General features: G+C 65.5%; 16 protein-coding genes and 1 pseudogene. 10 read left to right on the top strand and 7 right to left on the bottom strand.

All coding sequences use genetic code 11. The features are described 5' to 3' along the window. The 5 genes and pseudogenes from A5740_RS29270 to A5740_RS27720 all read right to left on the bottom strand — a co-directional run. Positions 1–170: pseudogene (locus tag A5740_RS29270) on the bottom strand (hypothetical protein); the annotation flags it as partial. Then, entirely contained in the window at positions 160–603 is a 444-nt protein-coding gene (locus A5740_RS27735) for a carboxymuconolactone decarboxylase family protein (protein WP_064884702.1), read from the bottom strand. The gene A5740_RS27735 and the pseudogene A5740_RS29270, both read right to left, overlap by 11 nt. A 9-nt stretch (positions 604–612) precedes the next feature. After that, entirely contained in the window at positions 613–1,488 is an 876-nt protein-coding gene (locus A5740_RS27730) for an NAD(P)-dependent oxidoreductase (RefSeq protein ID WP_256386385.1), read from the bottom strand. A 4-nt stretch (positions 1,489–1,492) separates the two neighbouring features. After that, a complete protein-coding gene (locus A5740_RS27725) occupies positions 1,493–2,242 on the bottom strand; it encodes an SDR family oxidoreductase (RefSeq protein WP_076199586.1) in 750 nt (249 codons plus the stop codon). 11 nt (positions 2,243–2,253) lie between these two features. Next, positions 2,254–3,723, bottom strand: coding sequence for an aldehyde dehydrogenase (locus tag A5740_RS27720; protein ID WP_076199584.1), 1,470 nt, complete (start codon positions 3,721–3,723; stop codon positions 2,254–2,256). 189 nt (positions 3,724–3,912) lie between these two features. Between A5740_RS27720 and A5740_RS27715 the strand changes: the two genes are divergently transcribed. The 9 genes from A5740_RS27715 (at position 3,913) to A5740_RS27675 (ending at position 11,386) form a co-directional block, all read left to right on the top strand. Continuing rightward, positions 3,913–4,524 (top strand): TetR/AcrR family transcriptional regulator, encoded by a 612-nt coding sequence (locus A5740_RS27715; RefSeq protein ID WP_076199582.1) that lies wholly within the window; start codon positions 3,913–3,915, stop codon positions 4,522–4,524. 47 nt (positions 4,525–4,571) lie between these two features. Further along, positions 4,572–5,783 (top strand): cytochrome P450, encoded by a 1,212-nt coding sequence (locus A5740_RS27710; RefSeq protein ID WP_076199580.1) that lies wholly within the window; start codon positions 4,572–4,574, stop codon positions 5,781–5,783. 20 nt (positions 5,784–5,803) lie between these two features. Next, on the top strand, positions 5,804–6,631 hold the full coding sequence (locus A5740_RS27705) for an SDR family oxidoreductase (protein ID WP_076199579.1): 828 nt from the start codon (positions 5,804–5,806) through the stop codon (positions 6,629–6,631). Beyond that, positions 6,628–7,983: a cytochrome P450 gene (locus A5740_RS27700; protein WP_076199577.1), complete on the top strand. Its 1,356-nt coding sequence runs from the start codon at positions 6,628–6,630 to the stop codon at positions 7,981–7,983. Before A5740_RS27705 ends, A5740_RS27700 begins: the two co-directional genes overlap by 4 nt. 4 nt (positions 7,984–7,987) lie before the next feature. Then, positions 7,988–8,194: a ferredoxin gene (locus A5740_RS27695; RefSeq protein ID WP_036447484.1), complete on the top strand. Its 207-nt coding sequence runs from the start codon at positions 7,988–7,990 to the stop codon at positions 8,192–8,194. 12 nt (positions 8,195–8,206) lie between these two features. Beyond that, positions 8,207–8,746, top strand: a complete 540-nt coding sequence (locus A5740_RS27690; protein WP_076199575.1) for a nuclear transport factor 2 family protein — start codon at positions 8,207–8,209, stop codon at positions 8,744–8,746. Between the two features lie 93 nt (positions 8,747–8,839). Continuing rightward, positions 8,840–9,973, top strand: coding sequence for an NDMA-dependent alcohol dehydrogenase (locus A5740_RS27685; RefSeq protein ID WP_076199573.1), 1,134 nt, complete (start codon positions 8,840–8,842; stop codon positions 9,971–9,973). A gap of 130 nt (positions 9,974–10,103) precedes the next feature. After that, complete coding sequence (locus A5740_RS27680) at positions 10,104–10,529, top strand: nuclear transport factor 2 family protein (protein WP_076199608.1); 426 nt, start codon at positions 10,104–10,106, stop codon at positions 10,527–10,529. 29 nt (positions 10,530–10,558) lie between these two features. Further along, positions 10,559–11,386: an SDR family NAD(P)-dependent oxidoreductase gene (locus A5740_RS27675; RefSeq protein ID WP_076199606.1), complete on the top strand. Its 828-nt coding sequence runs from the start codon at positions 10,559–10,561 to the stop codon at positions 11,384–11,386. Here A5740_RS27675 and A5740_RS27670 read toward each other — a convergent pair. Further along, entirely contained in the window at positions 11,383–11,688 is a 306-nt protein-coding gene (locus A5740_RS27670) for a hypothetical protein (protein WP_076199604.1), read from the bottom strand. The two genes, A5740_RS27675 and A5740_RS27670, sit on opposite strands and share 4 nt — an antisense overlap. Before the next feature lie 107 nt (positions 11,689–11,795). On the opposite strand from A5740_RS27670, the gene A5740_RS27665 reads away from it, so the two are divergent. Beyond that, positions 11,796–12,212, top strand: coding sequence for an HIT family protein (locus A5740_RS27665; protein ID WP_076199602.1), 417 nt, complete (start codon positions 11,796–11,798; stop codon positions 12,210–12,212). On the opposite strand, the gene A5740_RS27660 is transcribed toward A5740_RS27665, so the two are convergent. After that, positions 12,172–13,605 (bottom strand): cell wall metabolism sensor histidine kinase WalK, encoded by a 1,434-nt coding sequence (locus A5740_RS27660; RefSeq protein ID WP_076199571.1) that lies wholly within the window; start codon positions 13,603–13,605, stop codon positions 12,172–12,174. The two genes, A5740_RS27665 and A5740_RS27660, sit on opposite strands and share 41 nt — an antisense overlap. Between the last annotated feature and the right edge of the window lie 7 nt (positions 13,606–13,612).

Here is a 13,612-nt window from a genome sequence, read left to right as displayed (position 1 = left end):
GGGCTGGACGCCGCCCACTCCTCGATCGCGATCTGCAGCATCTCTTCGCGGCCGAAATTGCTGATGCACCAGGCCATCCCGGAGCGGTCGATCATCTGGCCCATGAGCAGCAGCTCGGGCACCAGCGTGACCAGCTCGTCACGGGTCAGCGAGGCGTACCTACTTGTCATCGAGCTCGCTCCCGGTGTTCATCTTGACTGCGGCGTTGACGTTCGCCTTCCGATCCTCGGCCAGCCCCTTCTCGGCGGCCTTGCGCCGCTTGGCCACCACCTTCGACACGGTGCCGTTGAGGCCGGAGCCGAGGGGGAAGCCGAGGTACTGGGTGAGGAAGATGGCGATGTCCTTGAGCTCCTCCTCGGTGAACTCACCGTTGAGCAGCGCGGCATTGACCTGAATCTCGGCGAGGTCCTGCGAACCCACCGCCGTCACCGCCGACAACGTCATCAGCCGCTTCTCGCGCATCGACAGCCCAGGCTTGGACCAGATGGTGCCGAACAGATGATCCACGGTCAGATCGAAGTAGGGATCACCTTCGATGTTGGGCATCTCCCAGCCGTAGACCTCGTTCATCTTGGCCAGGCCCTTGGCGCGCAACTCGTCCATCGAAAGCTCCTAATCGTTCTTGTGCGGTACGCCGAGGCCGTCGGCCAACCTCTGCAAGGCCACCTGGGCCAACGGAAGATCCACTCCCACAACGTCCCCCAGCCCCAGAGCCAGGCTCAGATCCTTCTCTCCCAGCCCGCGGGTGTGGGTGAACGCGTCGTAGAGCCAGTGGTCCGGGGTCAGCTCGGCCATGTTGTCCCGCACGATGATGGCACCTGGCCCACTGGTCAGCGCATCGGTGTGCCGGACCACCCGGCCCAGCGCACCCAGGTCCAGCCCGGCGGCCTCGGCCAGCTTCATCGCCTCGCACGCCGCGGCGTAGGAGGTGAAGGTCAACATGTTGCGGGCCAGCTTCATCCGGGTGCCGGCACCCGGCTCACCGGCGTGGATCACCATCGAGCCGAACTGCTTGAGTGCGGGCTTGATCCGTTCGTAGACGGGCCGCTCGGCGCCGACCATGATGGCCAGCTCTCCCTTCTCGGCCGCTGCGCCGCCACCGCTGACCGGAGCGTCGACGATGTGGATGCCCTGCGGCTTGTACTGCTCGGCGAGCTCGGCGGCGGTGGTGTCGCTGATCGTGGAGTGGATCACGATCACGGTGTCCGGCTTGGCCTTTCCGGCCAATTCCGCAACCACCGACCGCACCTGCTCGTCGTTGAGCACCGTGATGCTGATGATGTCGGCCTGGGCCACGTCGGCCACGTCATCGGCCAGGGTGGCACCCAACTCCGCCAACGGCGTCATCGCGTCGACGCGCACGTCGTAGACGATGAATCCACCCGGCCATTCGGCCAGCCGCTTGGCCATCGGGGCGCCCATGTTTCCCAGGCCGATGTACCCGTACGTCAGATCGCTCATGAGCTGTGCCGTCTGCTCTTCGCGCAAGCGCTCATCGGATGATCTGTCCGCCGTCGACGTTGAAGATCTGCCCGGTGATCCACTTGGCCTGATCGCTCAGCAGGAACAGGCACATGCCGACCAGGTCCTCGGGCTGGCCCATGCGGGACAACGGGATTGCCTTGACGATGTCGTCCACCATCTCCTTGGGGGTGGTGGTGCGGTTGGCCTCGGTGTCGATCGGGCCGGGTGCGATGGCGTTGATCCGGATGTTCTGTCCACCGAGCTCACGGGAGAGCTGCTGGGTCAGGCCGTTGATGCCGACCTTGGCCAGACCGTAGTAGTTGGCATACAGCCAGGCCGCGGTCGAGGACTGGTTGACGATCGCACCGCCGCCGCGCTTGGCCATCTTGCGGTACACCGCACGGGTGCACACCAGGGCCCCGTCGAGGTTCACGCTCATGAACTTCTTGTAGTAGTCCCAGTCGACGGTGAGCAGGAAGTCGAGCTTCATGCCACCGAAGATCGCGGCGTTGTTGACCAGGTAGTCGATGCCACCGAACTCCGAAAGCGCCTGGGCCGCCATGTCCTTGGCCGAGTCGATGTCCGAGACGTCAACCCGTACCGCCAGCGCGTTGCCGCCCTCGCCCTTGATGCCGTCGGCCACCTTCTGCGCGCCTTCGGTGTTGATGTCGGCCACCACCACGGCCGCACCTTCGCGTGCCAGCGCCTCGGCGTAGGCCTGGCCGATACCGCCACCGGCCCCGGTGACGATGGCCACCTTGTTCTCGAACTGTCCCATCTAAGCTCTCCCTAATTCGCTAGCGTCGCGATGCACTTGACTTCGGTGTATTCCTCGAAACCGGCCACGCCCATCTCACGGCCGACTCCGGATTGCTTGTAACCGCCGAACGGGGCGTCGGCCGAATACCAGATGCCGCCGTTGACGTTGACGGTGCCGACGCGCATCCTCGCCGCCACCGCCTGGGCGCGGGCGTCGTCGCCGGAGAACACCGTGCCGGACAGGCCGTACGGTGAATCGTTGGCGATGCGGACGGCGTCGTCGTCGCCGTCGTGGGCGATCACGGTCAGCACCGGGCCGAAGATCTCCTCACGGGACACCCGGGCATTGTTGTCCAGGCCGGCGATCACGGTCGGCTCGATGAAGAATCCGGTGTCCAGGTCAGCGGGACGCCCACCGCCGCAGGCGAACCGGCCACCCTCCTGCAGGGCCAGATCCAGGTAGGACTGCACGCGGTCGCGTTGGCGCGCCGAGATCAGCGGGCCACACACCGTGCGCTTGCTGTTGGGGTCACCGGGCTTGATGCCGCCCAGCGTCGCCGCGGCAGCCTCGACCGCCTCGTCGTAACGGGCCCTGGGGACCACCAGCCGCGTCGTGATCGCGCAGCCCTGTCCGGCGTGCATGGCGACGGTGAAGGCGGCCATCGAGCAGGCCCCGGCCAGATCGGCGTCGTCGAGCACCAGGAACGCCGACTTGCCGCCCAGTTCGAGGAACACCTTCTTGATGGTCAGTGCCGCGTCGGTCATCACGGCGCGTCCGGTCGCGGTGGACCCGGTGAACGAAACCATGTCCACCCGAGGGTCTTTGGACAGCAGCGCACCGACAGAGTGATCGCTGGAGGTGACGATGTTGATGACGCCGGCCGGGAATTCGGTCTGCTCGGCGATGATCTGGCCGATGGCCGCAGCGGCCCACGGGGTGTCAGGAGCCGGCTTGAGGATCAAGGTATTACCTGCGGCCAGGGCCGGGCCGACCTTGGCCAGGTTGATCTGGTGCGGGAAGTTCCACGGAGTGATGGCGCCGACGACGCCGACGGCCTCGCGGGCCACCACTCGATTGGTCGGGATCCCTTGCGGGGTGGCATGTCCCAGATCGGTACGCCACTGGTAGTTCTCGGCGGTGTCGGCCGAGAACACCAGATCGTCGATCGGACCTTCCAGTTGGGCGCCCGCGGTGAGCATGCGCGGGGCGCCCACCTCGGCGATGGTGAGTTCCCGCAGTTCCTCGACGTTTTCGCGCAACGCATCTCGCAACTGGCGCAGGCAACGCACCCGCAGCGCGGTGTTCGTCGCCCAATCAGTGTCATCGAACGCCCGACGCGCGGCGTTGATGGCATTGCCCATGTCTTCAGCGTTGGCGTCGGCGGCGACGCCGAGCACCTCCTCGGTGGCGGGGTTGACGGTTTCGAAGGTTCCACCGCCCCCGGCGACGAGCTTGCCGTCGATGAGCAGTTGACTCTGGCGGTCGGCCAGTACCGGCATTGGTGAACTCCACTTCAGAAGATTCTGGACAACTGTCCGGCTGTCTCGCTTCGAACGATAGCCGCAGACAATGACGAGCCGCAAGGGCGCACCCCTCCCCACCCGCCAGTACCGTAAAAAACGCTGTTCACTGCCGTCTTTATAGATCCATACTTGCTCAACATCGGCATCGTCGGATAACTTGGACATGTGTCCAGCGATGCCGTGTCCGCAGTCACAGAACCCGCGCCGGAGGCAGGCAAGGAGGCGCCGCGCAACCGTCGTCAGGAGGAGACCTTCCGCAAGGTCCTGACCGCCGGGATCGAAATGTTGCGCGAATCGTCCTATGCCGATCTGACGGTGCGCGCGGTCGCCGCACGCGCCGGGGTGGCGCCGGCCACGGCGTACACATACTTCTCGTCGAAGAATCACCTGATCGCCGAGATGTATCTGGATCTGGTCAGCCAGGTTCCGTACTTCACCGACGTGAACGACTCGATGACCACCCGCGTCGACAAGGCCTTGCGAGCACTGACCCTGGTGGTCGCCGATGAGCCCGAAGTGGCGGCCGCCTGCACCACCGCCCTGCTGGGCGGCGGCACCGATCCCGCGGTACGGAAAGTGCGGGATCGCATCGGCGCCGAGATCCACAAGCGCATCCGCTCGGCCGTCGGGCCGGATGCCGATTCCCGCATCGTCTCCGCATTGGAGATGACGTTCTTCGGCGCGCTGGTCAACGCGGGCAGCGGCGCCTTCACCTACCACCAGATCGCCGATCGGCTGACCTATGTCGTCGGCCTCGTCCTCGGAGAGGACAAATGAGCCCGTCCTCGGAGAGGACAAATGAGCGTGAGCCTGGGAGAGCACTGATGAGCTTGGACATAGTCAAACCGATCCTCGACCCGTACGACTACGAGTTCCACGAGGATCCGTACCCCTACTACCGCCGACTGCGCGACGAGGCGCCGCTGTATCACAACGAGGAACTCAAGTTCTGGGCGTTGTCGCGGCACAAGGACGTGGTCGCCGGTTTCCGTAACAGCGTCACGCTGTCCAACAAGCACGGCGTGTCCCTGGATCCGATCTCTCGCAATGACGAAGCCCACCGGGTGATGTCGTTTCTGGCCCTCGACGATCCCGGCCACCTCCGACTGCGCACTCTGGTCTCGAAGGGCTTCACCCCACGACGTATCCGCGAACTGGAGGGCCGGGTCACCGAGATCGCCCACCAGCACCTCGATACGGCGCTAGAGATCGGAACGTCCGGCTCCATCGATTTCGTAGACGATTTCGCAGGCAAGCTGCCCATGGACGTCATCTCCGAACTGATGGGCGTGCCGGACGAGGACCGGGTTCGCATCCGGGCGCTTGCCGACGGTGTCATGCACCGTGAGGACGGTGTCGCCGATGTCCCCGAATCCGCGATCGCCGCGTCCGGGGAACTGCTGGTCTACTACGCCGACATGGTGAAGCAGCGCCGCAAGAACCGCACTGACGACCTGACGTCGGCACTGGTGGAGGCGGAGATCGACGGAGATCGGCTCACCGACGACGAGATCATGGCCTTCCTGTTCCTCATGGTGGTGGCGGGTAACGAGACGACCACCAAACTCCTTGCCAACGCCGCGTACTGGGGCTACAAGAATCCCGGTCAGCTGGCTCCGGTGTTCGACAACCATGCCTTGGTCGTGCCGTGGGTCGAGGAGACGCTGCGCTATGACGCCTCCAGCCAGATCCTGGCCCGGCTGGTCGTCGAAGACCAGACGTACTACGACACCACGGTGCCCGCGGGCGACGTGCTGGTGCTGCTGATCGGCTCGGCGAACCGCGACGAACGCGTCTTCGAGGATCCCGACGAGTACCGGATCGATCGCGAGATCGGCCCGAAACTGGTGAGTTTCGGCAGTGGTGCCCACTTCTGCCTCGGCGCGCATCTGGCGCGCATGGAGGCCCGGGTGGCACTGACCGAGTTGTTCAAGCGAATCCGCGGATACGAGGTGGATGAATCCGCGGCTGTGCGGGTGCATTCCAGCAGTGTCCGTGGATTCGCTCATCTCCCCATCACCGTCCAACCCCGCTAGGCCTGAAAGGTCCCGGACTCATGCCTCGTTTTGAACCCCTACCCGAACGTCGGCCAGCCCTGGTCGCCGGCGCCTCTTCCGGAATCGGTGAAGCCACCGCGATCAGGCTCGCGCGCAACGGTTTTCCCGTCGCCCTCGGTGCCCGCCGGGTGGAGAAACTGGAGGAAATCGTCGGCAAGATCCGCGCCGACGGCGGCGAAGCCATCGCCGTGCACCTCGACGTGACCGACCCCGACTCGGTCAAGGCCGCCGTCGAGCAGACCACCTCCGAACTCGGTGACATCGAGGTACTGGTCGCCGGCGCCGGCGACACCTACTTCGGCAAGCTCGACTCGATCAGCACCGAGCAGTTCGACTCCCAGATCCAGATCCATCTGATCGGAGCCAACCGGTTGGCCACCGCGGTGCTGCCCGGCATGATCGAACGCCGGCGCGGCGACCTGATCTTCGTGGGATCCGATGTGTCCCTGCGCCAGCGCCCGCACATGGGCGCCTACGGCGCCGCCAAGGCCGCTCTGGTCGCGATGGTCAACAACTATCAGATGGAGCTGGAAGGCACCGGCGTGCGCGCCTCGATCGTCCATCCCGGTCCGACCAAGACCTCGATGGGCTGGAGCCTGCCGGCCGAGCTGATCGGCCCCGCGCTGGAGGACTGGGCCAAGTGGGGCCAGGCGCGCCACGACTACTTCCTGCGCGCCGACGACTTGGCGCGTGCCATCACCTTCGTCGCCGAGACACCCCGCGGCGGCTTCATCGCCAACATGGAACTTCAGCCCGAAGCTCCGCTCGCCGACGTCAAGGACCGCCAGAAGCTCGCCCTGGGTGAAGAAGGGATGCCAAACCAGTGACTGCCCTCAAAGAAGTACAGCGCGTTTCGGGTGGCGAAGAAGACGAACACGGCCACCTGGAAGAATTCCGCACCGACCCGATCGGCCTGATGCAGCGCGTCCGTGACGAATGCGGCGACGTGGGTTGGTTCCAGCTGGCCGACAAGCAGGTGGTGCTGCTGAGCGGCGCGGAGGCCAACGAGTTCTTCTTCCGCTCCAGCGACAGCGAACTGAACCAGGCCGAGGCCTACCCGTTCATGACCCCGATCTTCGGTGAGGGCGTGGTGTTCGACGCGGACCCCGAGCGCCGCGCCGAGATGCTGCACAACACCGCGCTGCGCGGTGAGCAGATGAAGGGCCACGCGGCCACCATCGAGAACGAGGTCAAGAAGATCATCGCCGATTGGGGCGACCAGGGCGAGATCGAACTGCTCGACTTCTTCTCCGAGCTGACGATCTACACCTCGACGGCGTGCCTGATCGGGCTGAAGTTCCGCGAGCAGCTCGATCGTCGGTTCGCCGAGTACTACCACCAGTTGGAGCGGGGCACCGACCCGCTCTGCTACGTCGATCCCTACCTGGACATCGAGAGCTTCCGCATCCGCGACGAGTCGCGCGTCAAACTCGTTGCGCTGGTGCAGGAGATCATGGACGGTCGCATTGCCAATCCGCCGAAGGGCAAAGAGGACCGCGACCTGCTCGACGTACTGGTGTCGATCAAAGATGAGGAGGGCAACCCCCGGTTCACGGCCAACGAGGTCACCGGGATGTTCATCTCCCTGATGTTCGCCGGGCACCACACCAGTTCGGGTACGTCCTCGTGGACGCTCATCGAGCTGCTGCGCAACCCCGACGTGTACGCACAGGTGCAGCAGGAGCTCGACGACCTCTACGCCGACGGCCAGGAGGTGAGTTTCCATGCGCTGCGGCAGATTCCGAAGCTGGACAACTCGCTCAAGGAGACCCTGCGCCTGCACCCGCCGCTGATCATCCTGATGCGGGTGGCACAGGACGAGTTCGAAGTGCAGGGCTTCCCCATCCACAAGGGTCAGATGGTGGCCGCATCCCCGGCGATCTCCAACCGGATCCCGGAGGATTTCCCCGAACCGGACGCCTTCGATCCTGCCCGCTATGAGAAGCCGCGCCAGGAAGACCTGATCAACCGGTGGACCTGGATCCCGTTCGGCGCCGGTAAGCACCGCTGCGTGGGTGCGGCTTTCGCGCAGATGCAGATCAAGGCGATCTTCTCAATTCTGCTGCGCGAGTACGAGTTCGAGATGTCGCAGCCGGCCGACAGCTACCAGAACGACCACTCCAAGATGGTCGTCCAGCTGGCCCAACCGGCCAAGGTCCGTTACCGCAAGCGCAGGTAGCACCATGGGCTGCTACCGCGTTGAGGTCGACGAGGATCTGTGCCAGGGCCACGCCATGTGTGAGCTCGAAGCGCCCGACGTGTTCCGGGTGCCCAAACGCGGCGTCGTCGAGATCCTCGACCACGAACCCCCCGACGAGCTCCGCGATGCCGTGGAGATGGCCGTCGAGATGTGTCCTACCCGAGCACTATCAATCATCGAGAACGACTGAGAGGTAATGACAATGGCGTCAAGAGAAGAACTGGAAGCCTGGTCGGATCGCTGGCTCAAGGCCAACCAGGAGGCCGAGAAGGCCGGCGACTGGAAGCCGTTGGCGGACTTCTACACCGAAGACGCCACCTACGGCTGGAACATCGGGCCCAAGGAAGACGTGATGTGCGTCGGGCGCGACGAGATCCGCGACGTGGCACTCGGTTTGGAGATGGAAGGCCTGGAGAACTGGGTCTACGAATACCAGCGGGTGCTGATCGACGAGAAGCAGAACGAGATCGTCGGCTTCTGGAAGCAAATCGCCAACAAGAGCGACGGCAGCACAAGCGAGATCTACGGCATCGGCGGCAGCTGGTTCCGGCTCAACGATCAGCTGCTCATCGAATGGCAGCGGGATTTCTTCGATTTCGGCCACGTGGCCAAGGGGTACGGGAAGCTCATCGAATCCGGCGACCTGACGCCGACCATGCAGAAGCGCATCGAGCGCAGCCTGTCCGGCGAGAAACTCCCCGGTTATTACCCGCTGGGTCAAGCGCCGGTCAAGATCTGGTAGTTCCCGGCCAAGCAGTTGCTTGGGGGTGGGTGTGACCCACGCAACTAATGGCTCTAGTCTGTGGTCATCGGCTCTAGTGGAAGGCACGTGCGCATGAAGACAAAAGGCGCTCTCATCTGGGAGTTCAACCAGCCGTGGTCGATCGAGGAGATCGAGATCGGTGACCCCGTCAAGGACGAGGTCAAGATTCAGATGGAAGCCTCGGGCATGTGCCATTCCGATCACCACCTGGTGACCGGCGACATCCCGATGGCAGGGTTCCCGGTGCTCGGCGGCCACGAGGGCGCAGGCATCGTGACCGAGGTCGGCCCGGGTGTCGAACACCTCCAGCCCGGCGACCACGTCGTGCTGTCGTTCATCCCGTCCTGCGGTGAGTGTCCGGCCTGTCAGGAGGGGCTGCGCAACCTGTGCGACCTGGGTGCGCTCCTGCTGGCCGGCACCGCGGTGTCCGACGGCACGAATCGCATCCACGCGGTCAAGAACGGTCAGCCCGTCATCCCGATGACGCTGCTGGGAACCTTCAGCCCGTACATGGTGGTCCACAAGAGCTCGGTGGTGAAGATCGATCCGTCCATCCCGTTCGAGGTGGCCTGCCTGGTGGGCTGCGGTGTCACCACCGGTTACGGATCGGCCGTCCGCAGCGGCGACGTCCGCCCCGGCGACGACGTCGTCATCGTCGGCGTCGGCGGTGTCGGCACCGGTGCACTGCAGGGAGCGCTGGCCGCCGGTGCCCGCAACGTCTTCGCGGTGGATCCCGTTGAGTTCAAGCGCGACAACGCCCTGAAGTTCGGTGCCACCCACGCCTACCCGGACATCTTCTCCGCGATGGCCGGGGTCGCCGAGGTCACCCAGGGCCGGATGGCACACAAGACGATCGTCACCGTCGGTGAACTCAAGGGCGAGGACATCGACCACTACATGAACATCACCGCCAAGGGCGGCACCGTGGTGGCCACCGCGGTGGCCAACATGGCCGACAACGACGTCAAGCTCAACCTGTCAATGCTGACGCTGCTGCAGAAGCGCCTGCAGGGCACCATCTTTGGTGGCGGCAACCCGCACCACGACATCCCGCAGCTGCTGAGCATGTACAAGGCCGGCCGGCTGAACCTGGACGACATGGTCACCCGGCAGTACAAGCTGGAGCAGATCAACGACGGCTACAAGGACATGCTCGAGGGCCGCAACATCCGCGGGGTCATCCGCTACACCGACGCTGATCGGTAACCGCGGGCGCGACCGCTGATCTGACCCGATAGTCCGCGCCGAGCGTCACGCCAGAGTGGCTCCGAAGTTCGGGCGTCACTCCAGCGTGACACTCGGCGTGAATGCGTCAAGCACAACCGCCAGGAGAACCATGACCGAAACACAAACCGAGACCCCCGTCGTCCTTGCCTCCCGGTCGTCGTGGAAGTGCGTGCAGGCCGGTGATCGTGAGGGCTGGCTGGCGCTGATGGCCGACGACGTCCTGGTCGAGGACCCGATCGGTGAGGCCGTCACCAACCCCGACGGCACCGGAGTGCGCGGCAAGGAAGCCCTCGGTGCGTTCTACGACACCAACATCGGGCCCAACAAGCTGACCGTCACGTGCGAGGCGACGTTCCCGTCCAGCTCGCCGAACGAGATCGCCTACATCCTGGTGTTGCGCACCACGTTTCCCAATGGGTTCACCGCCACCGTGCGCGGTGTCTTCACCTACAAGGTGAACGACAAGGGGCTCATCACCAACCTGCGCGGCTACTGGAATATGGATGCCATGGTCTTCGCGCAGGAAGAGAACTGACCGGCGGAACGCTCGCCGGCCGCGGCGCGATCGTGGTCGGCGGCACCCGTGGCATCGGCCTGGCGGTCGCCGAACTGCTGGCCGCCCAAGGCGCCGGTGTGGTGGTCAACGGCCGTGACGCCGACGCCGCGCAGGTTGCGGCACAGCAGGTTTCGGGAGTGGCCCATGCCGGCTCCCCCGCTGACCCCGAGGTGGCCGACGCCCTCGTCGACACCTGCGTGGCCGAGTTCGGTCGCGTCGACATCCTGGTCAACTGTGCCGGCACCGCCGAACCGGCCGGCTCGTCGATCCTGACCGTGACCAGTGCCGAATTCCGGGAACTGCTCGACGCGCACCTCGGCACCGTGTTCGAGACCTGTCGTGCGGCGGCTCCGAAGATGGTGGCGCAAGGCGGCGGAGCCATCGTCAACACCAGCTCTTTTGCGTTCCTCGGCGATTACGGCGGCACCGGGTATCCGGCGGGCAAGGGCGCGGTCAACGGACTCACCCTGGCGATCGCCGCCGAGCTCAAGGAGCACGGGGTGCGGGCCAATGTGGTGTGCCCGGGGGCCCGCACCCGGTTGTCCACCGGATCGGACTACGAACAGCACATCGCCGAACTCAACCGGCGCGGATTGCTCGACGACGTCAGCATGCAGGGCGCGCTGGACGCGGCGCCACCGGAGTACGTGGCGCCCACGTACGGCTATCTGGTCAGTGACGCCGCACAGGACGTGACCGGCCGGATCTTCATCGCCGCCGGCGGGTTCATCGGTGAATTTGCCCGGCCGTCACCGGGTTTCATCGGTTTCCGCGACCACCACGGCACGCCGCCGTGGTCGGCGGCCGAGTTACACGAGCTGATCGCGGGCGGCTAACCGCACACGCCGCGGCCAGATCGGCCGCGCCATGCCGACCGGCTGCGCCGGCCGGTGTGGTGCAGGACGGGAAGTTTCAGCGGGCGGTAGTAGGTGAGCACCACCCAGTCCTCGTCGTAGGGCGAGGGGGTGCAGGAGTGGTACTTCCAGCCGTCCAGGCTGCGGCCGGCGATGTCGGGGTGGTCGACGACGTCCCACCACGTATCGGCCGGCACGTCCAGGTCGATCCACTCGAAGTGGGTGGGTCGCCCGGGTGGGGCTTGGTCGTCACTGTCAGTTTCCCGCTTGACCGCGTCGGTCACGATCGACATCCTTCAGGCAAAATTACTAAGCCCTGCTAGTCAACCGGGTTGTCGTTTCCTGCGCAACGAGATCAGCGTCTCATTCGTCCATCACTATGCTCGTGGCCATGGCGTCCGTCTTCACGAAGATCATCAACGGAGAACTGCCCGGACGATTCGTCTACCAAGACGATGAGATCGTCGCGTTCCTCACCATCGCACCGATGACCCAGGGTCACACCCTGGTGGTTCCGCGCGCCGAGATCGACAACTGGCAGGACGTCGAGCCGGCGGTGTTCGGCCGGGTGATGGAGGTGTCGCAGCTGATCGGCAAGGCCGTGTGCCGGGCGTTCGGCGCCGAGCGCGCCGGCGTCATCATCGCCGGTCTGGAGGTACCGCACCTGCACGTGCACGTCTTCCCGGCCTACAACCTGACCGACTTCGGCTTCGCCCACGTCGACAACAACCCGTCAGCCGAGTCCCTCGACGAGGCACAGACGAAGATCAAGGCTGCGCTGGAAGCTCTGCAATCCTCGGCAAGCTGACGGTGAACCGGCAGCCCTGACCCGGCGCCGTCGTCACCCGCACCGTTCCCCCGTGGGCCAGCACCAGCGAATGCACGATCGACAGGCCCAGACCGGTGCCGCCGCTGGCGCGGGCGCGTGAGGTATCGGCCCGGTAGAACCGTTCGAATATCCGTAGCGCATCGTCGGCGCTCATACCGGGTCCTTCGTCGCACACCTCGATGATCGCGTCGTCGCCCTCGGTGCCGACCCGCACCGTGATGCCGGCGGTCTCCGGGGTGTGTTGCACCGCGTTGGCGACGAGGTTGCTCAGCACCTGACGCAACCGGGCCTCGTCGCCCAGCACCTCGGGCGTGCCCGGTCCGTCGAACACCTCCATGCGCACGCGCCGTGCCGGGGCGATCGACTGGGTGTCGTGGACGGCGTCGGTCGCCAAGGTCAGCAGGTCGACCCGATGCTGGTCCAACGGTCGCTGGGCATCGAGCCGGGCCAGCAACAGCAGATCCTCCACCAACAGCCCCATCCGCCGGGACTCGCTCTCGATCCGGCCCATCAACATCTCGATGTCGCGGGCCGCCCCCTGCCGGTACAGCTCGGCGAATCCGCGGATCGTGGTCAGCGGGGTCCTCAGTTCGTGGCTGGCATCGGTGATGAACCGTCGCATGCGTTCCTCGGAGGTACGCGCCTGTTCGGCGGAGGCCTCCGACGACGCGACGGCCCGCTGGATCTGGGCGAGCATGCCGTTGAGCGCCAGGGACAGCCGGCCGACCTCGGTGCGTGGATCACGTTCGGGGACACGGCGATCCAACTGTCCGGCGGCGATCGCGGCCGCGGTCTGTTCCACCTCGACCAGCGGACGCAGGCTGCGGTGCACCACGGCGTAACCCACGATGCCGAGAAACAACAACACGACCGTGCCGATGCCGACCTGCGACCAGATCAACGCGCGGACCGACGACTGGACGTCGGACAGGTCGATCGCCACGGTGGTGCGTTCCCCGTTGGGGCCCTGCACCGTCATGGCCCGCCACTGAACGTCGGACGGCCCGACCGACTCGACGGTCACCGGTTCGGCGCCGACATCGTTGTCGTCGGGGAGCGAGGGTTCAGCCTCGCGGTCGTTGATCGCAATCCAGGTCCGGCCGTCCTGGTCGACGCCGCGCACATAGAAGTTCGACGGCGGGCGCGCGGGGTTCGGCCCTTCCAGCGGAGTCGATGGCATCTGGTGAGGCTCCTGCGCCCAGCCCCGTGAGGCGTCGAGCAGCGTCTGGTCGACGCGGCTGATCTCGGTGTGACGCATGATCGAGGTCACCGCGATGCCGGAGGCCAACAATCCGCAGGCCACCAGGAACAGCGCGACGGCCACCAGTCCGACGCGCAGCGGCACCCCATGCCGCTCTACCCGGTCAAACACCCCAAAA

Origin of the sequence: Mycobacterium sp. GA-1841, from assembly GCF_001954135.1 — a bacterium.
Classification (GTDB): domain Bacteria; phylum Actinomycetota; class Actinomycetes; order Mycobacteriales; family Mycobacteriaceae; genus Mycobacterium.
The sequence above is the reverse complement of the archived record's forward strand: the minus strand, read 5'-3'. Positions and strand labels throughout refer to the sequence as shown.